This is a genomic window from Flavobacterium sp. UBA2787 (genome assembly GCA_002352205.1).
In the GTDB taxonomy this organism is placed as follows: domain Bacteria; phylum Bacteroidota; class Bacteroidia; order Flavobacteriales; family Flavobacteriaceae; genus Flavobacterium.
Map to the genome: position 1 here is coordinate 154,303 of DEHZ01000013.1, position 23,690 is coordinate 177,992.

Annotated in this window: 16 protein-coding genes; 15 read left to right on the plus strand and 1 reads right to left on the minus strand. The window is 36.1% G+C overall.

Annotation, left to right across the window (positions count from 1 at the left end):
* Positions 1-10: 10 nt before the first annotated feature.
* From rplO to eno, 11 genes are all read left to right on the plus strand, one after another.
* Positions 11-463 carry a 50S ribosomal protein L15 gene (gene rplO / locus B4N66_RS12125; protein WP_129463104.1) on the plus strand — a complete coding sequence of 151 codons (453 nt, stop codon included), beginning with the start codon at positions 11-13 and terminating at the stop codon, positions 461-463.
* Positions 464-475: 12 nt separating this feature from the next.
* Complete coding sequence (gene secY, locus B4N66_RS12130) at positions 476-1,822, plus strand: preprotein translocase subunit SecY (protein WP_291095107.1); 1,347 nt, start codon at positions 476-478, stop codon at positions 1,820-1,822.
* A gap of 5 nt (positions 1,823-1,827) precedes the next feature.
* On the plus strand, positions 1,828-2,043 hold the full coding sequence (infA, locus tag B4N66_RS12135) for a translation initiation factor IF-1 (protein ID WP_112086714.1): 216 nt from the start codon (positions 1,828-1,830) through the stop codon (positions 2,041-2,043).
* Positions 2,044-2,055: 12 nt separating this feature from the next.
* Positions 2,056-2,172 (plus strand): type B 50S ribosomal protein L36, encoded by a 117-nt coding sequence (gene ykgO, locus B4N66_RS12140; protein WP_084139925.1) that lies wholly within the window; start codon positions 2,056-2,058, stop codon positions 2,170-2,172.
* Between the two features lie 2 nt (positions 2,173-2,174).
* Positions 2,175-2,549 (plus strand): 30S ribosomal protein S13, encoded by a 375-nt coding sequence (gene rpsM, locus B4N66_RS12145; RefSeq protein ID WP_188362659.1) that lies wholly within the window; start codon positions 2,175-2,177, stop codon positions 2,547-2,549.
* Between the two features lie 8 nt (positions 2,550-2,557).
* Complete coding sequence (gene rpsK, locus B4N66_RS12150) at positions 2,558-2,941, plus strand: 30S ribosomal protein S11 (RefSeq protein ID WP_112086712.1); 384 nt, start codon at positions 2,558-2,560, stop codon at positions 2,939-2,941.
* A gap of 116 nt (positions 2,942-3,057) precedes the next feature.
* Entirely contained in the window at positions 3,058-3,663 is a 606-nt protein-coding gene (gene rpsD / locus B4N66_RS12155; protein WP_248432898.1) for a 30S ribosomal protein S4, read from the plus strand.
* Positions 3,664-3,684: 21 nt separating this feature from the next.
* Entirely contained in the window at positions 3,685-4,677 is a 993-nt protein-coding gene (locus tag B4N66_RS12160; protein WP_291095123.1) for a DNA-directed RNA polymerase subunit alpha, read from the plus strand.
* 63 nt (positions 4,678-4,740) lie between these two features.
* Positions 4,741-5,247 (plus strand): 50S ribosomal protein L17, encoded by a 507-nt coding sequence (gene rplQ / locus B4N66_RS12165; protein WP_291095108.1) that lies wholly within the window; start codon positions 4,741-4,743, stop codon positions 5,245-5,247.
* A gap of 318 nt (positions 5,248-5,565) precedes the next feature.
* The gene (gene carA / locus B4N66_RS12170) at positions 5,566-6,684 is read left to right on the plus strand and encodes a glutamine-hydrolyzing carbamoyl-phosphate synthase small subunit (RefSeq protein ID WP_291095109.1); all 1,119 of its coding nucleotides are present in this window, start codon (positions 5,566-5,568) and stop codon (positions 6,682-6,684) included.
* Positions 6,685-6,846: 162 nt separating this feature from the next.
* Positions 6,847-8,139, plus strand: a complete 1,293-nt coding sequence (gene eno, locus B4N66_RS12175) for a phosphopyruvate hydratase (protein ID WP_291095110.1) — start codon at positions 6,847-6,849, stop codon at positions 8,137-8,139.
* A gap of 52 nt (positions 8,140-8,191) precedes the next feature.
* On the opposite strand, the gene B4N66_RS12180 is transcribed toward eno, so the two are convergent.
* Complete coding sequence (locus tag B4N66_RS12180) at positions 8,192-8,983, minus strand: helix-turn-helix domain-containing protein (RefSeq protein ID WP_291095111.1); 792 nt, start codon at positions 8,981-8,983, stop codon at positions 8,192-8,194.
* Between the two features lie 576 nt (positions 8,984-9,559).
* On the opposite strand from B4N66_RS12180, the gene B4N66_RS12185 reads away from it, so the two are divergent.
* The 4 genes from B4N66_RS12185 (at position 9,560) to B4N66_RS12200 (ending at position 23,619) form a co-directional block, all read left to right on the plus strand.
* A complete protein-coding gene (locus B4N66_RS12185; protein WP_291095112.1) occupies positions 9,560-12,184 on the plus strand; it encodes an autotransporter-associated beta strand repeat-containing protein in 2,625 nt (874 codons plus the stop codon).
* Between the two features lie 193 nt (positions 12,185-12,377).
* The gene (locus B4N66_RS12190; protein ID WP_291095114.1) at positions 12,378-16,757 is read left to right on the plus strand and encodes a lamin tail domain-containing protein; all 4,380 of its coding nucleotides are present in this window, start codon (positions 12,378-12,380) and stop codon (positions 16,755-16,757) included.
* A gap of 272 nt (positions 16,758-17,029) precedes the next feature.
* Positions 17,030-17,383, plus strand: coding sequence for a hypothetical protein (locus tag B4N66_RS12195; RefSeq protein ID WP_291095115.1), 354 nt, complete (start codon positions 17,030-17,032; stop codon positions 17,381-17,383).
* Between the two features lie 338 nt (positions 17,384-17,721).
* Positions 17,722-23,619 carry a fibronectin type III domain-containing protein gene (locus tag B4N66_RS12200; protein ID WP_291095116.1) on the plus strand — a complete coding sequence of 1,966 codons (5,898 nt, stop codon included), beginning with the start codon at positions 17,722-17,724 and terminating at the stop codon, positions 23,617-23,619.
* The last annotated feature ends 71 nt before the right edge of the window (positions 23,620-23,690 follow it).

Below are 23,690 nucleotides of genomic sequence, written 5' to 3' on the forward strand. Positions count from 1 at the left end.
ACTATTCAAAATGAATTTAAGTAACTTACAACCAGCTGAAGGTTCAACGCACAATCAAAATAAAAGATTAGGTAGAGGAGAAGGTTCTGGAAAAGGTGGTACTGCGTCACGTGGTCACAAAGGAGCAAAATCTCGTTCTGGTTATTCTAAAAAGATTGGTTTTGAAGGTGGTCAAATGCCACTTCAAAGACGTGTGCCTAAGTTCGGATTTAAAAATATCAATAGAGTAGATTATCAAGGAATTAACCTTGATACTTTACAAGCTTTAGTTGATAACGGAACAGTAACTGATACAGTAGATTTCGCTACAATCATCGACAACCGTTTGGCAACTAAAAACGAATTGGTAAAAGTATTAGGTCGTGGTGAATTAAAAGCGAAATTAAAAGTAACCGCTCACAAATTTACAGCAACTGCCAAAGCCGCTATCGAAGCTGCAGGTGGAGAAGCTGTAACTTTATAATTTACTGACTGTATGAAGAAATTTTTTGAAACACTCGCAAACGTATGGAAGATTGAAGAACTTAAGAATAGAATTCTTATCACTCTTGGGTTACTTCTAGTTTATCGTTTTGGAGCACAGGTTACTTTACCCGGTATAGACGCCACTAAATTAGAAGGTTTGTCTGCTCAAACAGATCAAGGAATTGGATCAATTCTTAATATGTTTACCGGTGGGGCATTCTCTCAAGCTTCCGTTTTTGCTTTGGGAATTATGCCTTACATTTCTGCATCGATTGTGGTGCAATTAATGGGAATTGCAGTTCCATATTTACAAAAACTGCAAAAGGACGGTGAGAGTGGAAGAAAGAAAATTAATCAAATTACACGTTGGTTAACAATTGCAATCACCTTGGTACAGGGTCCGGGTTATATCTATAACCTTTACAGAACTTTACCAGGCGATGCATTTTTGTTAGGATTTAATTCCTTCTCGTTCTTATTCTCAGCGGTTCTTATCCTTGTTACAGGTACAATTTTTGCCATGTGGTTAGGAGAAAAAATTACTGATAAAGGTATCGGAAATGGAATCTCATTATTAATTATGGTTGGTATTATTGCCCGTTTACCGGAAGCATTTATACAAGAATTCGTTTCAACCGTAACTAAAGATCAAGGTGGTCCTGTACTTTTAGTTTTCGAAATTATACTTTGGTTATTGATCATCGTTGCCAGCGTCTTATTGGTTATGGCAGTTAGAAAGATACCAGTACAATACGCCAGAAGAACTGCAGGTGGTGATTTTGAACAAGATATGATGGGTGCAAACAGGCAGTTTATTCCTTTAAAGCTTAATGCTTCAGGAGTTATGCCAATCATTTTTGCTCAAGCTATTATGTTCATCCCCGCAGCAGTAGCCGGTTTATCTGATTCTGAAACAGCTCAATCCGTTACAGGAGCTTTCAGTGATATGTTCGGTTTATGGTACAACATTGTTTTTGCTTTATTAATTATTGTATTTACATACTTCTATACTGCAATCACAGTACCTACAAACAAAATGGCTGATGATTTAAAAAGAAGTGGTGGTTTTATACCGGGTATTAGACCAGGTTTGGAAACATCTGACTTCTTAGACAAAGTGATGTCTTTAATAACACTACCAGGCTCTATTTTCTTAGCTCTTATTGCTGTGTTTCCTGCAATAGTAGTGAACTTAATGGGTGTTCAACAGAACTGGGGAATGTTTTTTGGAGGTACATCCTTATTAATTATGGTTGGAGTTGCAATTGATACTATGCAACAAGTGAATTCATACTTGTTGAATAGACATTATGATGGTTTAATGAAATCAGGTAAAAATAGAAAAGCAGTAGCTTAATTTTTATGGCAAAACAATCAGCAATAGAACAAGACGGATCAATCATTGAAGCATTATCAAATGCAATGTTCCGTGTAGAATTAGAAAATGGTCACGTAGTGATTGCTCATATTTCCGGTAAAATGCGTATGCATTACATCAAATTATTACCTGGTGATAAAGTGAAATTGGAAATGAGCCCTTACGACCTGACAAAAGCAAGAATTACTTATAGATATTAAAGCTATTTCACAATGAAAGTAAGAGCATCAGTAAAGAAAAGAAGTGCCGAATGCGTTATCGTTCGCAGAAAAGGCAGATTGTACGTTATTAACAAAAAGAATCCTAGATTTAAACAAAGACAAGGATAATTATGGCAAGAATCGCAGGGGTAGATATACCTAAAAACAAAAGAGGAGTTATTGCTTTAACCTATATCTTCGGTATTGGAAAAAGCAGAGCTATTGAGATTTTAGAAAAAGCTCAAGTTAGTCAAGACAAGAAAGTTCAAGATTGGAATGACGACGAAATCGGAGGAATCCGTGACGCCGTATCATATTACAAAATTGAAGGTGAATTGCGTTCAGAAGTATCACTACACATCAAACGTCTTATGGACATTGGATGTTATAGAGGAATTCGTCACAGATCTGGTCTTCCATTAAGAGGACAAAGAACTAAAAACAATTCCAGAACTAGAAAAGGTAAAAGAAAAACTGTTGCTAACAAGAAAAAAGCAACTAAATAATAAGTAATATGGCTAAAGCAACAGCAAAAAAACGTAAAGTTATCGTTGAATCAACGGGTGAAGCTCATATTAATGCAACTTTTAACAACATTATTATTTCACTTACCAACAAAAAAGGTGAAGTAATTTCTTGGTCTTCTGCCGGTAAAATGGGTTTCAGAGGATCTAAAAAGAACACTCCTTATGCTGCTCAAATGGCTGCAGAAGATTGTTCAAAAGTAGCACTTGAGGCAGGTTTAAAGAAAGTGAAAGTGTATGTGAAAGGACCAGGAAACGGACGTGAGTCTGCTATCCGTTCTATCCATAACGGTGGAATCGAAGTTACAGAAATTATTGACGTAACACCAATGCCACACAACGGATGTAGACCTCCAAAAAGAAGAAGAGTTTAATGATTAACTGATTCAATTCAGTTCTTTATAATTTTTATTAAGTATAACACAAGGTAGAGATCGATTATCGAAGGATTTGACCTGAATTCATAATCACTACCTTAAAACAATTTAAAATGGCAAGATATACTGGTCCAAAAACTAAAATAGCTCGTAAATTTGGCGAAGCTATATTCGGAGAAGACAAAGCCTTCGAAAAAAGAAATTACCCTCCAGGGCAACACGGTTTAGCTAAGAGAAGAGGTAAAAAATCTGAATATGCAGTTCAGTTAATGGAAAAGCAAAAAGCGAAGTACACTTACGGAATTCTTGAAAAACAATTCAGAAACTTATTTGAAAAAGCAGCAGCATCTAAAGGTGTAACAGGTGAAATCCTTTTACAACTTTGCGAAGCTCGTTTAGACAACGTGGTTTACAGAATGGGTGTAGCTCCATCAAGAAGAGCAGCTCGTCAAATCGTTGGACACAGACACATCACTGTAAACGGTGAAATCGTGAACGTTCCATCTTACCACCTAAAACCAGGCGATAAAGTTGCTGTTCGTGAAAAATCTAAATCAGTTGAAGCTATCAACAATTCGTTAGCTAATGCTAGCAAAGTTTATGAGTGGATTACTTGGAACAATGATACCAAAGAAGGTACATTTGTAACTGTTCCACAACGTTTACAAATCCCGGAAAACATCAAAGAACAACTAATCGTTGAGTTATACAACAAATAATAATTGACAGAAGTCGTAATTATGGCAATATTTAATTTTCAGAAGCCCGATAAAGTTATCATGATCGATTCAACCGATTTTGAAGGTAAGTTTGAATTCAGACCTTTAGAACCTGGTTACGGATTGACTGTTGGTAACGCACTTAGAAGAGTTTTGCTTTCCGCTCTTGAAGGATATGCTATTACATCTGTTCGTATTGAAGGTGTAGATCACGAGTTTTCTACCATCTCCGGTGTAGTAGAAGATGTAACAGAAATTATTTTGAACTTAAAACAAGTTCGTTTCAAACGTCAAATCGAAGATGTTGACAATGAAACCGTTACCATCTCACTTTCCGGTAAAGACCAAATTACAGCTGGTGATTTTCAAAAATTTATTTCAGGTTTTCAAGTTTTAAACCCTGAATTAATTATCTGTAACCTAGATTCTAAAGTTAACATCAATATGGAGTTAACTATCGAAAAAGGTAGAGGATACGTTCCTGCAGAAGAAAACAAAAAACAAAACGCAGCGATCGGAACCATTTTCACTGATTCTATTTTTACACCTATCAAAAATGTAAAATATGCAATCGAAAACTTCCGTGTTGAGCAAAAAACAGATTATGAAAAATTGGTTTTCGAAATCAAAACCGATGGTTCAATCAATCCAAAAGATGCTTTAACAGAAGCGGCAAAAGTTTTAATACACCACTTTATGTTGTTCTCAGACGAAAGAATTACACTTGAAGCTGACGAAATTGCACAAACAGAATCATACGATGAGGAATCATTGCACATGAGACAATTGCTTAAAACTAAGCTTGTTGATATGGATCTTTCTGTAAGAGCATTAAATTGTTTGAAAGCGGCAGAAGTTGATACATTAGGTGACTTAGTATCATTCAATAAAAACGACTTGATGAAATTCCGTAACTTCGGTAAGAAATCATTGACCGAGCTTGATGAGCTTGTGGCAATCAAAAACTTACATTTCGGAATGGATTTGTCAAAATATAAACTAGATAAAGAATAAATTTTCTTCATATTTTGCTCTCCAAAGCGGATAGATGCAAGATGAAGTTTTAAAAAACACGTCATGAGACACGGAAAAAAAATCAACCATTTAAGCAGACAACAAGGTCACAGAAGATCAATGTTGGCTAATATGGCTTGTTCATTAATTGAGCACAAAAGAATCAATACAACAGTTGCCAAAGCAAAAGCTTTGAAACAATTCGTTGAACCATTGATCACAAAATCAAAAGAAGATACTACGCACAACAGACGTATCGTATTTGCTTACTTGAGAAACAAATATGGTGTTACCGAACTTTTTAGAGAAGTAGCAGCAAAAGTGGGTGACCGTCCAGGTGGTTACACACGTATCATCAAGTTAGGAAATCGTTTGGGAGATAACGCTGATATGGCGATGATCGAGCTAGTAGACTTCAACGAACTATACAACGGAGGTAAAAAAGAAGAGAAAAAAGCAAAAAGCCGTCGTGGTGGAAAAGCTAAGAAAACCGAAGCCGCTGCTCCAGAAGCAAAAGCACCGGAAGCTCCAGCTGCTGATTCAACTCCAACAACCGAAGCTGCTGAATAATGAAATCATTCATTCAATAAAAATAAAGGATAAACTTTCGAGTTTGTCCTTTTTTTTTGATTTTTTCAGAAGCGAGTGGCTCGGGCTTTTTCAGGAAACCATTTTCCCGCTTTCCGCTATATCTTTTGTTCCGTAAACTACACAAAAGGATATCGCTGCAACCTGCCTGCCGGCAGGCAGGTCGGGGCTAAAAAGTAAACCATAAAAAGATTGAATTCCATAAGAAGCCATCATCAAAACCTTAGTGCCTCAGAACCTAAGAAAAAAAACTTTCCCAAATTCAGAAATTAAACTAAATTTGCAAAACAACACACAACAATGAACTACACCACACGACAACCCGCCATATTGTTACTAGCAGATGGCACCATTTTTCACGGAAAATCAATCGGAATCAGCGGAAAAACCTTCGGCGAAGTATGCTTCAACACCGGAATGACAGGCTATCAGGAAATCTTTACCGATCCGTCCTATTTTGGTCAAATTATGGTGGCCACCAATGCACACATTGGAAATTATGGCGTAAACGACCAAGAAGTAGAATCCGATTCCATCAAAATCTCAGGATTAGTTTGCAAGAATTTCAGCTTCAACTATTCCCGACCCGATGCAGCCGGAAGTTTATACGATTATTTCGAAAAACAAAACCTAATTGCCATTTCTGACGTTGATACACGAGCATTAGTAAGCTATATTCGCGATAATGGTGCACAAAACGCTGTTATCTGTACTGACGGAACGCATATTGACGAACTGAAACATCAATTGGCCAACGTTCCCGATATGAAAGGATTGGAATTAGCCTCTACCGTTTCAACCAAAGAACCTTATTTCTTCGGAGACGAAAAGGCAACTTATAAAATTTCTGCTTTAGATTTAGGTATTAAAACCAATATCCTTCGCAACTTAGCCAAGAGAGATTGTTACATCAAAGTATTTCCATACAACGCATCGTATGCCGATTTACAAAGTTTCAATCCTGATGGTTACTTTTTGTCCAACGGTCCCGGCGATCCGGAACCACTGACCGGCGTAATCGAAGTAGCCAAACAAATCATCGCCGACAATAAACCATTATTCGGAATTTGTCTTGGTCATCAAATCATTGGTTTGGCCAACGGCATTTCAACCTATAAAATGTTTAACGGACATCGCGGAATCAATCATCCCGTAAAAAATCTAATTACCGGAAAAGGAGAAATCACTTCTCAAAATCACGGATTTGCTGTTGTTCGTGAAGAACTGGAAAAACATCCTGATTTAGAAATCACACACGAACACCTAAACGACGGAACCGTAGCCGGAATGCGAATGAAATCGAAGAATTGCTTCTCGGTTCAATACCATCCTGAAGCAAGTCCTGGACCTCACGATTCATCTTATTTGTTTGATGATTTCATTTCCAACATAAAAAATGCAACGTTGCAAGAAGCATAAATTCAATTGAGCCTGACAGTTTTATAAATTGTCAGGCCTTTTTTTATACTAAAACGTTTGCGTTTATAACTTTCTCAATTTATATAAAAATCCAAATTTAGAATCGTTAAATTTGTGTATCATTCAATATAAACAACAAAAAAATAATAAATAAACAGTATCATGAGTATTATTATCAAAGTACATGCAAGACAAATCCTTGATTCAAGAGGAAATCCAACTGTAGAAGTGGATGTCATTACAGAAAACGGAATTTTAGGAAGAGCAGCCGTTCCATCAGGAGCTTCAACCGGAGAGCACGAAGCAGTAGAGCTACGTGACGGCGGAAAATCATATATGGGTAAAGGTGTGTTGAAAGCGGTAGATAACGTAAACACAACCATCGCAGAAGAAATTGTTGGAATGTCTGTTTTTGAGCAAAATCAAATCGACAAAACGATGATTGAATTGGATGGTACGCCAAATAAATCAAATTTAGGTGCCAATGCTATTCTTGGTGTTTCATTAGCTGTTGCCAAAGCTGCTGCTAACGAATTGGGAATGCCTTTATATCGTTATGTGGGTGGTGTTTCTGCGAATACATTACCGGTTCCAATGATGAACATCATTAACGGTGGGTCGCATTCCGATGCTCCGATTGCATTTCAAGAATTCATGGTTATGCCTGTAAAAGCAACCAGTTTCACTCATGCTATGCAAATGGGAACAGAGATTTTTCATAACTTGAAAAAAGTATTACACGATCGTCATTTGTCAACAGCAGTAGGTGATGAAGGTGGTTTTGCACCTAACTTACCGGGCGGAACAGAAGATGCGTTAGATTCTATCAAATTGGCTGTTGAAAATGCAGGTTATACGTTTGGTGAAGATATTATGATAGCCTTAGACTGTGCCGCTGCTGAATTTTATGTAAACGGAAATTACGATTACAAAAAATTTGAAGGTGAAACAGGAAAAATCAGAACTTCGGCTGAACAAGCAGAATATTTAGCTGAATTAGCTTCAAAATACCCAATCATCTCCATCGAAGACGGAATGGACGAAAACGACTGGGACGGATGGAAATATTTAACCGATTTAATCGGAGATAAAGTTCAATTAGTTGGTGATGACTTATTTGTAACCAATGTACAACGTTTATCCACCGGAATTCAAAAAGGAATTGCTAATTCAATCTTAGTAAAAGTAAACCAAATTGGTACATTAACTGAAACAATTGCTGCGGTAAATATGGCTCACAATGCGGGTTACACCTCTGTCATGTCGCACCGTTCAGGAGAAACAGAAGATAACACGATTGCTGATTTAGCAGTTGCTTTAAACTGTGGTCAAATTAAAACCGGTTCAGCTTCTCGTTCAGATCGTATGGCAAAATACAATCAATTACTTCGAATTGAAGAAGAATTAGGAAATGTGGCTTACTTTCCTGGTAAAAAAGCATTCAAGCAAAAATAATACTTCGATTATAAAGAAAAAGCCCGGAAATTCCGGGCTTTTTTTGTGACTACTATTTTGTGATTTCTTCTTTTATTTTATAAAGCAAAATAATCTGTAAAATCGTTAATGGAATTAATAAGAAAACACCAATTAGAAATAGAAAAACAAGAATTAATGTTGCTCCGGTTACAATTAGAACTATTCCGGTTAACGTAGGTAAATTTTTATCTAAATGAGATTTCAGTCTTAAAACGCCAATTCCATTCAACACATAAGCACATCCGAAAATGATGGATAAAACCACCAAGAAATATTCTTCAGAATCGAGCGGATTATACCAAGTAAAAATATCAAAAACATAACCCATTCCGAAAGTGAAAATGGCAACAACAGCACTTATTCGCAATAAATAATTTGAAAAAATAGTTCCACTTACCACAAATCCGGTGTATAAAAACACCATACTAACCAATGAAATAAGTTTTACGGTGATGTAAATTGGTGTGGAAGATTCTACTGTTTTAAAATCTTCAATATCAAGGTCAAAATACACTTCCACAAAACCGATAAAAAAGTAAATTATGCCGGCAATGATTGCTAAATTCAATGCCAAAACTTGATTTTTTGAAATAGTCCAATTGCTTTTTTCTTCATTGGGAAACAATGTTTTGATGTTTTCCAAATTATAATCTAATGCAGCCAATATGGTTTTGATCGTAAAACTTCTCGGCGTTACTTCTCCGGCTTCAATGCGTTGAATTGTTCGCACACTGATGTTGCATTTATCCACAAGTTCCTCTTGTGTAAGTCCTTTTTCGTTTCGTAAGTTGGTGATGATCTTACCTAATTCCGGTTGTTTCATGATGTGATGATTTAATTTTAGGCAATACTACAACCCTTCTCATTTTGTTGCAATTATTTGGTTGGAAATTAACCCGACATTCACCCGACATTTGATTTTAAACCATTAAAAAGTAATTTCATTGGTATAAAAACAATTATAAATTTAGGGTTATTTCTGTTGAATCATTTAATTAAACTAACCTGCTGGATGTAATTAATTTTGAAACAATTTCGCCACTAATTCACGAATTTTTTTTAGCATAATTATTCGATTTAATTCGAATTTTCATCAAAGATGAACAAATTATTGTGTTTGTTTAATTTTAAATTCGAGAATTCGTGGTAAAATACTCATAATAATCTTGAATTAAACAATTACACCCAACGGGTTAAACTAATCATTTTTTAAGAAAAAACTGTATGAAATAGTGCTACTTTGTTAATTTTCAACGAAAAAATATATTTTTTCTTCAAATTTATTAACACTAAAACGTTATAGTTTGTAATATTATCTTATAATATAAAAATAATGTTAAATTTACATCAAATTTTATAACTAAGAAATTTTACCCAAATTCAAAAAAATGACTGATTTATGAAAAAATTATTACTATTAGTGTGTTTGTTCGGTAGTCTTACTATAAGTGCACAAACCTACATAAATGGATGTGGAAACTGGACCAATACTTGGCGAAATGCTGCAGGTTGTTTTGCTCAAACTGGTGGTGTTGGTTTGTTTTCTAGTGCAAGTATAACACAAGGCGAAGTTAATGGAAGATTTATTACTGTAGATGGTTCACTTGGAGGAACTCAAGTTACATTAAATCCTGGACAAAAAATTGTAATGCGAATAGCTGGTCAGGATTCTAGCGGAAGAACTGGAATTGTTACTGATGGAATCATTGGTTTCTCACTTAGAAGTACAACTAGTTTATTTGATGGGGGTGCAGATTTAGATTCACGCTACAATAATAACGCTCTAACGAAAGTGGAGTTTCGCGGAGGAGATGGAAATGCAAGGTATTTAAAGAGTAGTGGATTAGAGTATGCTAATATGCCCAATTTTGCAACTTTCAAATCAGGAGTTACCTACGAAATTGAAGTGATATCAGACAAAGAATTTAATCTAATAATCGGTGGCACTAGAAATAATATTGAGCCTTTTGCGGGAGGTGGAGGTTCCATCAGACAAATTCAAATTAGAAATAGCGGTGCCAATATGGATGGAATTTTTACCAATTTGGTGGTTTCTAATTTACCTATCAATTTAACGTCCAATACTGGTGAAACTTTCACAGTAACCGGTGTAATGAGTGATAACGGTGCTAATGTAAATACGGTTAACAAAAACGGAGTTGGAACTGTTATTCTTACAGGACAAAATACATTTACAGGATTAACTTCTGTTAATGCCGGAACGTTACGTTTAAACAGAACCGGTGGAGCAACTTTACCGTCTACCAATAATGTAACAGTTAGTTCCGGAGCAACATTGCGAGTTGCAACAAACCAAACGTTGAATAATTTGACACTTCCTGCCGGTGCAAGTTTAACGGTAGATTCGGGTGCTACATTAACAATTAACGGAACATTTACGTATAGCGGAACCATTTCAGGAACGGGAACAATTGCTTATGGTGCAACAGGAGTATTAGTTTATGGTTTAACCGGAAATCAAACAACTGCTGCTGAATGGCCAAATGTAAACGGACCTTCATCTGTAACTATCAATTCAGGAAATTATACTTTAGATAATAGCAAATCACTTTCGGAAGATTTAATTCTTAGTTCAGGGACGGTATTAACTGTTCCGTCGACAATGAACTTAACTGTTGGTGATGATTTAATTAATAATGGTGGAAATGTTACAATTCAAAACAATGCCAACCTTATTCAAAACGGAACAACAAATGACAACGTAGGTGACATCGGTGTTCTACGTAATAGTGCTAGCTTATTCAAGTTAGATTACACATTATGGTCTTCACCGGTAGCAGGTCAAAACTTGCTTGATTTTTCACCATCCACGCTACCTAATCGTTTTTATACGTATGATTCAGGAAGTAATACCTACAGTCCTATTGCTCCTTCAACAAACAATTTTGAAGAGGGAATTAGTTACCTTATTCGTATGCCTGATGATCATCCTACAGCTACTGCAACTGTATGGAATGGAGTATTTAATGGTGTTCCTAACAATGGCGATATATCAATATCTGTTGGAAATGATACGTATAATGCTGTTGGAAATCCATATCCATCAACAATCGATGCTGATGATTTTATCACTACAAATTCATTGGTCGAAGCTTTATATTTTTGGAGAAAAACTAATAATGCAGCAACTTCTTCTTATGCAACGTACACCTTGGCAGGTGGCGTGGGAACAGGTTCTAATTCAGGTGACCCGTTAGGATTAGTTCCTAATGAAGTAATTCAAGTTGGACAAGGATTTATTGTTAAATCAACTTCGTCATCAATCAATTTTGATAATACGATGCGAATTGCAGACAATAACAACCAATTTTTGAGAAGCGATGATGAAATTGAAAACAACCGCATTCGATTAACGGCGATTGGTAGCAATGGTTTTTACAGTCAAGTTTTAGTCAATTACCGTTCGGAAGCAACTAATGATTTTGATTCCACTTTAGATGGGCGTTATATCAATGATAGTGGAAATGCATTTTTTACTCAATTAAACCAAGAGCCTTTTGTAATTCAGGCAAGAGCTTTACCATTTGAAAATACAGATGTTGTTAGCTTAGGTTTCAAAACCACAACTGCAGGAACTTTCTCGATTGTGTTGAATGAAAAGGATGGTGTTTTTGCAGACAATTCTGAAATTTTTATCAAAGATAATGCGTTGGGAATTTGGCATCCTATTGCCGAATCTCCTTATGAATTTGTAAGTGAAGCGGGAACATTTTCTGAACGTTTTGAGTTAGTGTATCAAGAAGCATTATCTGTAAATGAACCTCTAGTCAATGCAAATAGTGTTATCGTTTTAAAAGAAAATAATGGTTTAACTATTCGTTCTGTTCAAGAAGAAATTGCGACCGTTCATGTATATGATTTAAGCGGACGAATACTGGCTACTTCAACAAACAATTCTTCTACTAGTGTAATCATTCCTCTAGGAACAACACAAACACAAGTACTTTTACTACAAGTAATTACACAAAAAGGTGTTATTTTAACAAAAAAAGTAGTTTACTAAAAACAACAATAGAATTAAAAAACTCCCGTAAATCAGGGAGTTTTTTTTGTTTTATATTTTTCATACAAAAAAATAACTATTTAGTAACACAAAATTTCATATAATCGATAAAGTGCAAGAACTTTTTAAAGTTATATTTGCCGTCGCTTTAAAGATTTTTTTTTTAAAGTTTCCAAAAACTAAATTTTTTTATATGGTTAACTCTACTCAAATGTTTTTTGCTTCAAGTGAAAAATTATTCAAAATTCTTTTTTTTATTTTTGGTTTGTTTTTCATAACTCTAACAAGTTACGGTCAAACTAATCCAAGTCCACATAATTTGAGTTTATCAAATTATTCATTTACAGGGTTTGCTGCTGGTACAACTACAACTTATCCCACCTCCATGCAAGGACATAAATTCCCTTCAGAGAGAACAACTTTAAATTTAACTGCTGATGCAGATGGAGACAGAGTATTAGCTAATAATACATCTGGAATTGCTACGGGTTCCATTAGAAATGAAATCGCAAATGGAATTAGTTTATTAAATTCAGGGACAAATAATATTGGAGCGATTTTAGTAGCTTTAAATTCAACAGGAAGAGAATCATTATCAGTTACATTTTCAGCTGAACAATTATCCTCAGGTGGAAATGGTGCTACAGATAGACTTAATGGATTAAGGTTGCAATATAGAGTTGGAACAACTGGAAGTTTTACAGATGTAGCTTCAACAGAATATTTGACGACAATCACTACTTTGCTTAATGGTCCTCAAACATTTACTTCAGTTAGTTTACCAAGTGTTTGTAACAATCAATCTATAGTTCATTTGAGATGGGTTTATTATATTTCATCTGGAACTGCAAACGGAAGAGATAGAATTAGACTAGACGATATTACTGTTTCTAGCTCAGCAATACCAGCCGGTCCAACCGTAACTACAACTTCAAATAGTGGTTTAGAAGGTACCGTAGACGCATACTTAACAGGAACAATTAATGCCAATGGCACAACAACAGATGCCAGTTTTGAATATGGAACTACAGTTGCTTATGGAGAGACGGCTACAGCAACACCTAGTCCTGTAACAGGAACAACTACAACTGACATCGATGCATATGTTAGTTCATTAACTTTAAATACATTATATCATTATAGAGCCGTTGGAACTGTTGGTGGCGTACCAACTTACGGTAATGATTTAACTTTTTATACGTTAGCGGCAACGCCGGGTATTTTAGCGGTATCTAATCCGCAATTCACAACCTTAGACATTGCAATAGATGCAACTACTGAAAATGGAAATCCTTCTGCAACGGAATATGCAATTCAAGAAACAGGAGGTCAATATGTGCAAGCTAATGGTTCGTTAGGAGCAACTGCCGTTTGGCAAACAGCTGCTACATGGGCAACTACTACTGTAACAGGATTAACTGTTTCTACAACTTATACTTTTCAAGTGAAAGCCAGAAATGGTGCAAATGTGGAAACTTCCTTTGGAGCAACTAACTCGGGAACAACTTTATCACCTTTAACTGCGGACTTTAACATCGTGCAGTTTCCAAATACAACACAAAACATCACAGAAGGAACAAGTTTTACAGTTTATATTAGAGCTTATGAAGACGGCATTACCAATTTAGCCGGTTCTTCACCTCGTTTAAAAGGATGGGTAGGGTATAGTTCAACAAATGATAATCCGGCTAATGTGGGATGGACATGGATTCCGGCTACATTTAATGTGCAAGTTGGAAATGATGATGAATACCAAGCTGATATCCCGGGTTCATTATCGCCAGGCACTTATTATTACGCTGCACGATTTGAGATTGATGACAGTACAGTTTATACGTATGGTGGTGCCGGTGGAAACTGGAATAATAACAACGTTACTTTAAATGTAAATGCAGATGTAGTTGATTTTGCAAATATTCAATTTCCAACGACGGCTACCATTACCGAAGGTGAAACAGTAACCGTTTTTGCACAAGTTTTTGAACCTGGAATTACTCCTGGTGCAGGTGCAGGTGCCGGAATTACAGCTGAAATTGGTTACTCAAGTACCGACTCAACTCCTGACGGGACGTGGACTTGGTTAACAGCAATTTACAACACCGATTCAGGAAATAATGATGAATACCAAGTAAATTTAGGAACAGGATTAGCACCGGGAACATATTATTATGCATCTCGTTTTATAAAAACAGGAAGTAGTACTTATGTTTACGGTGGAACTGCCGGTGTTTGGAATAGCGACAATGGTGTGTTAACGGTAAATGCTTTAGGTGAACCTGTCGCTACAGCTGCAAATCCTATTGGTGTAACATCATTTACTGCTAATTGGAGTGCGGTTACCGATGCTACAAGTTATGAAATTGATGTGTATGAGCAAACAACCTCTTTTGCAACAGATTTATTTATTTCTGAATATGTTGAAGGTAGTTCTAATAATAAATATATTGAAATATTTAATGGTACAGGGGCTACTGTTGATTTAGCAAATTATGATTTGGTGAATTATTCAAATGGTAGTATATCACCAGGAGCTGCATTAGCTTTGTCAGGTTCTTTAGTGAATGGAGAAACTTTCGTTATTAGAAATAGCTCTGCTGTTGTTTGGGGCGGTATTTCTGACGTCAGCACATCTTCTAATGTAATGACTTTTAATGGTAACGATGTAATTGCTTTGCGTTATTTAGGAACAAATATAGATGTTGTTGGAACAATTGGCGATAGTGCAAATTTTGCAATAGATATAACTTTAACAAGAAATTCAAATGTTTCTTTCCCAACTACAACTTATAACAGTGCAGATTGGACAACTTCGGCTCAAAATACAGTTACCGATTTAGGTTCACACACATTTGCAGGCGGTTCATCAACAACCTATGTATTAGAAGATGTAAATGTTGGCAATGTAACTTCTTATCAAGTAACAGGATTAAATCCGGAAACAACTTATTTTTATGTAGTTAGAGCCATTCTTGGTGCTACTACATCAGAAAATAGTAATGAGATTGAAGTTACTACTTTATCAGGTACTTGTACTTGGAACGGTACAACATGGTCAAATGGAACTGGACCTACTTTTGAAATTGATGCAATACTCGAAGGAGCTTACGATACAACATTAGAAGGCGGATTTACAGCAAAAAGCCTAACAGTTTCTACAGGAGGTTCGTTGACTATTGGTGCTGAGACAAGTGTAACTGTTGTGAATGCATTAACTAATCAATTAGGTGCTTCTGCAGTAGTTATTAATAGTGACGGTAGTTTAATTCAACAAGGAACCACCAATACCAATTCGGGTGATGTTACCGTGTTTAGAAATTCGCAAGATTTAATGCGTTTGGATTATACTATGTGGTCTTCTCCGGTTGATGCTCAAAATTTAGGTGGGTTTTCTCCTTTCACAATGACGAATCGTTTTTATACCTATACTACTGCTACAGATATTTATACCACCATTGCAAATACGAATGATTTTGCAGTAGGTCAGGGATACCTTATTCGTACACCGGATAATCATCCAACTTCTCCAACGTCATGGTTGGGTCAATTTGTTGGTTTACCTAATAGTGGCGATTTAAACATCGGTTTATCTACTGCCGGTAACGGATACAATTTAGTTGGAAATCCATATCCATCACCAATTAGCATTAGTACTTTGCTTTCGGAAAATAATGGTGTGATAGCCGGAAATTTATATTTCTGGAGAAAAACAAATGGAGCTGCCGGAAGTGCTTATATTGCTTATTCAGGCGGAACATTTAATGATGGCCCACATGATTTTAACAATATCCAACCTGGTCAAGGTTTTATTGTAGAGGCAACCAATGCAGGAAGTCTATCATTTACTAACACGCAACGTCAAGCCGATAATGGTGTTTTTTACAGAAATGAAAATACAACTCTATCGGAAGGTAATTCAAGAATTTGGTTAAATGTTACTGCTAACGATGTAGTTGTAGGTCAAATGGCTATTGGTTATAACGCTACAGCAAGTAATGATTTAGATGATTCTGATGCTGCTTATATTAATGATAGTGCTGTTGCTTTAAACTCATTTGTAGCCAACTCAGAATTGGCTGTTCAACACCGTGCTGCTTTTGAAGCCACAGATGTAGTGCCTTTAAGTTTTAAAACAAATGCAGCCGGTTCTTATACTATTGCTATAAATGGTGTAGATGGTTTATTTACAAACGAAGCTCAAGCTATCTTCTTGAAAGATAATCTTTTGAATATCGAACATGATTTAAGAAGTTCATCGTATAATTTTATTTCAGAAATAGGATCTTTCTCTAATCGTTTTGAAATTGTTTATGAATCTACGTTAAGTGTAACTACTCCTGATTTAACCAATCAAATCATCGTTTTTGTAAAAGATGCTATGTTGAATGTGCAAACAAGTTCTGCCATTTTATCAGGAATTCAAGTATTTGATGTGCAAGGAAGAATTGTGTTGGATTTAAAAAATATCAATGCAGCTACTTTTATTACTTCTCTTAGTCAAATCAGCAATGGTGTTTTAGTAGTCAAAGTTATAACTGAAGACGGAATCATTACCACGAAGAAAATCATTAACTAATATAATTACTTACCAATAATTTTAAACCTCCGAATTTCGGAGGTTTTTTTTTGCCTTTTTTTCACAAATCAGACGAACTACGCTTTTTACCGTCCTATGGGAAGTGCCGTATTTAAAGTAACTATCGACGAAATGCATAATTTACCTTTCCATTTTCAATCGAGTATCCTTTTATCGAGTTTATCAACACGTTATCGAAAAAATAGGGTAGAAGTATACATTCAAGATACTTTTACATCAGAAATAAAAACAAAACGATTTTTAAAAAACATATGAAAGCAATCAACACTAAATTCTTAATCACTTTACTCTTAGTTACATTTTCAGCTTTTACAGGAGCTTTTGCTCAAACTAACGTTACAAACGAAATAGTTTCAGAAGAAAATGCACAAGAGATGATTCAAGAAAATACGGTTGAAACAAGTTCAATTGAAATATCGAATTGGTTTACTGGAGCAAAACAGGAATCAAATGTAACAACAACAAAAGAAGAATCAACAACCATAAACCGTTCTGCTTTAATTTCAAAAAAAGAACAATACTTAAAATCAGGAATGTCTAACAAAACACTTTTGATTCGTTCAATTATGAAAAAAGCAAACAGTTATGTAAACGCAACGGTTTAGTTTTATGTCAAAGAACTAAACAATCAGTTACTAAAACCCTTCATAACCCTTCTTTTAGAGGGGTTTTTGATTTAATAACGTTGAATTTTCATCATTGGTTTATAAAAGTCTATTTATAAGAATTATAAGATATGGATTTCATCAAAAGTGCATTTCATCGATTTTTTTTGTTAGTTGTCGAAATGTTAATTTTTTAAAATTAAAAAAATAGTTGGTTAATTCAAATGCTGTACTTTTATGATGAAGAAAACTGATTTTTAAGTTTTTAGCTAATTCCAAAAACAATATATACCACAAAAAATAAATGATAAATATCCTTTAGGGTAAAAGCTGTGTCTATGAAATACAATGAACTTTATTTAATGAGCGGTCTGTTGCGTGAATGGTTTTCTTTGAAAAAAGAATTTCAATGTTTTGTTGCACTATTGTTTTTAATGGTGTGCTCTACGAGTAATGCTCAAGTTAGTGCTTATACTTTTTCCGAAGATATTTCGGGATACACTCCACTACCGGTAACTGCTTTAGAGGTGTACCCAGGAGGTTGGGATAATCATACTGCAGGTGCGGCAACTTTAATTAATTATGGATTTGATTTTGTTTATAATGGTATAACCTATACAGAATGCTATGTAAGTCCCAATGGCTACATCACATTTGGAGCTACACAGCCTTTGCCAACTACCTACACTCCCATAAGTACTAACACTGCACATGAAGGTGTTATTAGTGCACTTGGCTTTAATTTGATTGATAATTCCGGTTCCTCTCCCATTCGCTATGAAATTCAGGGAACTTCACCTAATCGTGTTTTTGTTGTTCAATGGGAAAATGCTGAACGGACTACAGATCCCGGTGTGTTTAACTTTCAAATAAAGTTATATGAAACATCTAATCAAATTCAAGTTTCTTATGGAAATTGCGTTCCTGAAGGAACAACAGCCCGAGCAGTACAAGTTGGACTTCGTGGGCCCAATACTACTTTTCCTAATAATGGAAATGTTGGAAATGTTTTAAATCGATTAAAAACATCAAATACACCTTGGTTTGGCACCACACTACCCGGTACAGCTAATACAAGTAATGTGAGAACGATTGGAAACACATTGCCTTTTCCTGCTCCGCCTTCGTTAGCATATCCGGATTTGGGATTAACTTATACTTGGACGCCACCAACTGCAAACTGTGTTACACCATCGGCATCGCCAACTGGTTTAGTAATAGGTGGAACTAACACAACATTTAATTCTTTTGTTGGAAATAGTTTTACACCCGCCACACCGAATTCAACACATTATTTGGTTTTGAGAAGTTTGGTAAATACTCCTCCAACCGCTGCAGAAGTTATTAATGGAGGCTACTGGGCGGTAAATAACACTATTGCGGGAACCTATACCGTTGTAAGCAATGCTCCTTCCACCATTACAACTTTTAACCAAACAGCTTTAGCTCCCGGAACCACTTATTACTATTGGGTGATTCCTTATAACGATAATTGTATAGGAGCTCCTTTTTATAGATTATCAAATATCTTAACCGCTTCTGCAACTACTTGTACGCCTACTGCCGTTGCTACGGCAGCAACAGCAATCAACGGAAATGGTTTTACACTTAATTGGAATGATGTAGCTATTGCTACTGATTACCGAATCGATATTTCTACCAATGCTACATTTACAAACATTCTGCCGGCTTACAACAACCTTTCTGTAGGTTTAGTAAATAGTTTGACGGTATCCGATTTGACAACTGCAACAAATTATTGGTATCGTGTCAGAGCCATAGGACCTGGACCATGTGCTATAAACAGTAATACAATAAATGTGGGCGTACTGCCATGTGGATATTACAATATTCCATATACTCAAAATTTTGATACTTCACCTATTGGAGGTTTAGCACCTTGTTTTACCCGCGTGAATGATAATGCCGATGTAATTCAATGGGGAGTGCAAACTGCTAGTTTTGCATCTTCACCTAGAGCTATGTTTATTGCTAAAAACCCCACGGTAGATATGAATGATTGGTTTTTTATGCCGGGATTAAATTTAACAGGCGGAACTTCCTATCGTTTATTTTTTAGATATAACACCGGAGCCGCAGGTACATTTTTTGAGAACTTAAGAGTTCGTATAGGTAACTCCCAAGATGTGGCTGGAATGAATATTACTTTGTTAGATTTACTCAATATTAATAATACCTCGTTTCAAGTTGCCTCTGTAGATTTCACGCCGGTAAGTACTGGTATTTATTATATTGGTTTCTATAGTTTTAGTATTGCTGATCAAAGTTTTATAGCTATTGATGATATTAGTGTAACTATTTCTCCAACGTGTTTTGAACCTACCGATGTACAAGTAGTTTCTGTAACAAATAATTCGGCTGATGTTTCTTGGACAGCTTCTGTACCACCACCATCAGGAGGTTATCAATACTATTACTCAACCTCTGCAACACCGCCAACAATTGCCACTGTTCCATCCGGATCAGTGGGAGCAGGAGTTACTTCTACAACTATTTCAGGATTAACCGCTTCTACGTTTTATTACCTATGGGTAAGAGGATTTTGTGGTGGTGTAGACAGAAGTATTTGGAGTGAAGTACAAACCTTCACAACAGAATGTAATGCACCATTGGTTACTTCTTCCTCCGGTGCATCTCGATGTGGTGTAGGAACATTAAATTTAACTGCAACTCCCAATCCGGGCTCTTTTATAGAATGGTATGATGTTCCAACAGGTGGATTAAGTGTTTTTACCGGTAATAATTTCACTACTCCTTTATTGAGTACTACAACTGTTTATTATGCTCAAGCAAAAGCATTTGGTGCAACAGCCAAAGCAGGGCCAACATCACCGGCAACATTAGGGGGAACAATTGCTACATCTACGTCTCCCACTTCAATGAGTTTTGATGTTTTAAATAGTACTACTATACAAGCTGTTGATATATTTCCTTTGGCATCCGGACAATCGGGTGAAATTGTATTGCGAAATTCATTTAATGTAACGATTGCAACTTTTCCTTTCACCACCTCGGTAACCGGCGGAAACACCCCACAAACTATTGCATTAAACTATCCGCTGCCGGTGGGAACCTATAATCTTTTTATTGGTTCTATGCCAACTTCCGGATTACGAAGCAATACAACGGGAGCATCCTATCCGTATGTATCCTCTATTGCTCAGATAACCGGTAATCCTTTAGACAATACAAGTTATTTCTTTTTTTATAACTGGAAATTTACAACTGAATGCGTTTCTCCAAGAATTGCTGTTACAGCAACGGTAGCCTCTCCGCCTGCTTTTTCATTGAGTAGTGCTATTCAAACTATTTGTAATGGTGAAACAACACCTTTTATAAGCGTTTCCGGAGCAGCTTCCTACGACAACTTTACATGGTCGCCCAATACAGGTGTTACCGGTTCTGTTGGAACTGGATACCAATTTAACCCAACAACAACAACAACATACACTTTAATAGCAAGTCAAACATCGGGTGCATTTTGTACTAATGTTGCTACTATTACAGTAACTGTAAACCCATTACCACCTGCTATTGCCATAGTTCCGGTGAGTGCAACTCTTTGTGAAAATACAATCCAACCACTTTCTGCTTCTGTAGGTTCTACTACTGCTACCATTGTTTATTCTGAAGACTTTAATAGTTCTGCTCCGGGTTGGGTGGCTGCCAATACTTCCATTGCGGGAGATGTCGCTGCTTCACAATGGGCTTTGCAAACTAGTCCTTATAATTATGGAAGTCCAAACTGGACCTATTCGTTTTCCAGTAATGATGCTTCTACTTTTTTCTTAGCTAATTCTGATTCCCAAGGCGAAACTACACAAACCAGAACTACGTTAACATCACCACCCATCGATTTGAGTGTGTATGTTTCCGCTTCTGTTACGTTTTGGCATTGGTTGCGTTATGTTGCTAGTGACGTTGCTCAAGTTTCTGTCTCTACAGATGGAACCACTTGGACAGTTCTTGAAACCTTTTTATCTTCTCAACGGGTTGGAAGTAATTGGGTGCAACATACCCTTAATCTCGACGCCTATGTTGGAAATCCAAATGTTCAAATTCGTTTTTATTATCAATCCAACTGGGGATGGGCTTGGGGTGTAGATAACTTTGAAGTTACTGCTGCCATATCATTAGAAGTGCTATGGTCTCCGGATACCGAATTGTTTACCGATGCAGCAGCAACAGTACCCTATACATTAGGAACGCCTATCGGAATTGTCTATGCACAACCTACTTCCACCAGAACCTATACGGCTACTGCTTTAGGAACAAATGGATGTTCTACTTTTGAGGATATTTTAATAACGGTAGATCCAACTCCAATTGGAGGTACGCTATCCGGCAGTCAAGTTTTGTGCTCAGGAACTGTTCCCACAGCCATAACACTTTCAGGCTATTCCGGCACTATTGTACGATGGGAGTCTGCAGATGACGCTGCCTTTACTGTTAATCTAACGACTATCGCAAACACAACAGACACACTAACGCCTGTTCAAATGGGAGTTATAACCTCAGTAAAATATTTTAGAGCAGTTATTCAAAGTGGTATTTGTCCGCTAGTCTATTCTTCAGTAGAAAGTGTTCAATTTCCAACTACTGTTTGGAATGGAACATCATGGAGTAACGGTTTACCTGACAATACTAAACGTGTTATATTTGCCGGAAGTTATACTTCATCAGGTGATCTAGAAGCCTGTTCAATTGAAGTACAGTCCGGAACAGTAACCGTATTAGCAAATCATAATTTTATAGTGAATAATCAAATTGATGTAACCGGTGCACCCGCTACAACGAATTTTATTTTTGAAAATAATGCCAGTTTGATTCAAATTAATGATGTGGTTAATACCGGGCCAATTACTTATCGAAGAAATTCTACACCAATGATTTCTTATGATTATACTTATTGGTCTTCGCCCGTTGCTAATCAAAATTTGGGTTCATTCTCTCCTAATACAATTGCAATTCGTTTCTATCTGTGGGATACCGGCATTTATAATTGGGCAAATATCTCAACCGCTACTAGTTTTGTAGCCGGTAGAGGATACATTATTCGTGCTCCCGGAATAGCACCTTTTAATTTAGTAACACCAAACATTTTCAACGGTCAGTTTGTTGGGATTCCACACAATGGAGATATTACTGTTCCAATTGTTGTAAATGGTTTAAACGATAGAAATCTTATCGGAAATCCATACCCAAGTGCTATTAGTGCCGATGATTTTATGGATGATCCTTCTAATGCAGGTGTTGTGGGCGGAACGATTTATTTCTGGACGCACAACACACCAATTACAAACAATCAATACACCTCTAATGATTATGCTGTTTATAATTATACGGGTGGAGTAGGAACTCAGTCGGCCACAAATTTAGGAATTAACAATACTATTCCGGACGGAACCATTGCAGCCGGTCAAGGATTCTTTATGAAATGTGCCGGAACAGGTACAGCTACTTTTAAAAATTCAATGCGTTTGTTGGGAAGCAATACACAATTCTTTCGAATGAGCGGGATGCCTCTTTCCACACAGGCAGAAGGTAAAAATAGACTTTGGATAGAACTTTCCAACAACCAAGGAGGTTTTAAACAACTTTTGTTGGGTTATGTGAACGGTGCCACCAATGATTTTGATTTTAAATATGATGGTGAGTTAACTGAGGCCGGAAATCCTGTTCGTTTTTATTCCTTATTAGATGATAAAAAATTAACTATTCAAGGACGTGCCTTACCATTTCAGGATTCTGATATCCATCCAATTGGTTATACTGTTCCTACTCAAGGGATGCACACTATTCAATTGGCTACTTACGATGGTTTGTTTACCAATCAACAAGTGTATTTAGAAGACAAAGTTTTAAATGTTATTCATGACCTGAAAAGTTCACCTTATTCTTTCTTTACTGAAGAAGGTACGTTTGATGATCGCTTTCTACTTCGCTTTACTAATGAAACATTGGGAGTAAATCCATTTACAGTTCAGGATGTTATGGTTTTTAAAAAAGATTTGAACATCGAAATTTTAGCTTCCGCTGATATGTTATTAGACAAAGTGAATCTTTTTGATATGAGAGGAAGATTGATTGCATCCAAAGAAAATATTAATGCAAACACCACAACATTTACAGAACTTAATTTTGCTAGTCAGATTTTGTTAGTACAAATTTATGATGTGTTTGGAAATACAGTTACCAGAAAGTTAATTTTCTAATTGACTTCTTTACACTATAAAAAGCCCTCTTCCTTTCAAGAGGGTTTTCTTTTTTATATGATTTAACCCGT

What these genes read in the sequence shown, in the direction of transcription:
- B4N66_RS12180 (WP_291095111.1), bottom strand. Translation starts at nt 8,983, where the DNA reads ATGAAACAACCGGAATTAGGTAAGATCATCACCAACTTACGAAACGAA.
- rpsK (WP_112086712.1), top strand. Translation starts at nt 2,558, where the DNA reads ATGGCTAAAGCAACAGCAAAAAAACGTAAAGTTATCGTTGAATCAACG.
- rpsM (WP_188362659.1), top strand. Translation starts at nt 2,175, where the DNA reads ATGGCAAGAATCGCAGGGGTAGATATACCTAAAAACAAAAGAGGAGTT.
- rplQ (WP_291095108.1), top strand. Translation starts at nt 4,741, where the DNA reads ATGAGACACGGAAAAAAAATCAACCATTTAAGCAGACAACAAGGTCAC.
- B4N66_RS12185 (WP_291095112.1), top strand. Translation starts at nt 9,560, where the DNA reads ATGAAAAAATTATTACTATTAGTGTGTTTGTTCGGTAGTCTTACTATA.
- B4N66_RS12190 (WP_291095114.1), top strand. Translation starts at nt 12,378, where the DNA reads ATGGTTAACTCTACTCAAATGTTTTTTGCTTCAAGTGAAAAATTATTC.
- B4N66_RS12200 (WP_291095116.1), top strand. Translation starts at nt 17,722, where the DNA reads ATGAAATACAATGAACTTTATTTAATGAGCGGTCTGTTGCGTGAATGG.
- carA (WP_291095109.1), top strand. Translation starts at nt 5,566, where the DNA reads ATGAACTACACCACACGACAACCCGCCATATTGTTACTAGCAGATGGC.
- rpsD (WP_248432898.1), top strand. Translation starts at nt 3,058, where the DNA reads ATGGCAAGATATACTGGTCCAAAAACTAAAATAGCTCGTAAATTTGGC.
- infA (WP_112086714.1), top strand. Translation starts at nt 1,828, where the DNA reads ATGGCAAAACAATCAGCAATAGAACAAGACGGATCAATCATTGAAGCA.
- rplO (WP_129463104.1), top strand. Translation starts at nt 11, where the DNA reads ATGAATTTAAGTAACTTACAACCAGCTGAAGGTTCAACGCACAATCAA.
- B4N66_RS12195 (WP_291095115.1), top strand. Translation starts at nt 17,030, where the DNA reads ATGAAAGCAATCAACACTAAATTCTTAATCACTTTACTCTTAGTTACA.
- eno (WP_291095110.1), top strand. Translation starts at nt 6,847, where the DNA reads ATGAGTATTATTATCAAAGTACATGCAAGACAAATCCTTGATTCAAGA.
- ykgO (WP_084139925.1), top strand. Translation starts at nt 2,056, where the DNA reads ATGAAAGTAAGAGCATCAGTAAAGAAAAGAAGTGCCGAATGCGTTATC.
- secY (WP_291095107.1), top strand. Translation starts at nt 476, where the DNA reads ATGAAGAAATTTTTTGAAACACTCGCAAACGTATGGAAGATTGAAGAA.
- B4N66_RS12160 (WP_291095123.1), top strand. Translation starts at nt 3,685, where the DNA reads ATGGCAATATTTAATTTTCAGAAGCCCGATAAAGTTATCATGATCGAT.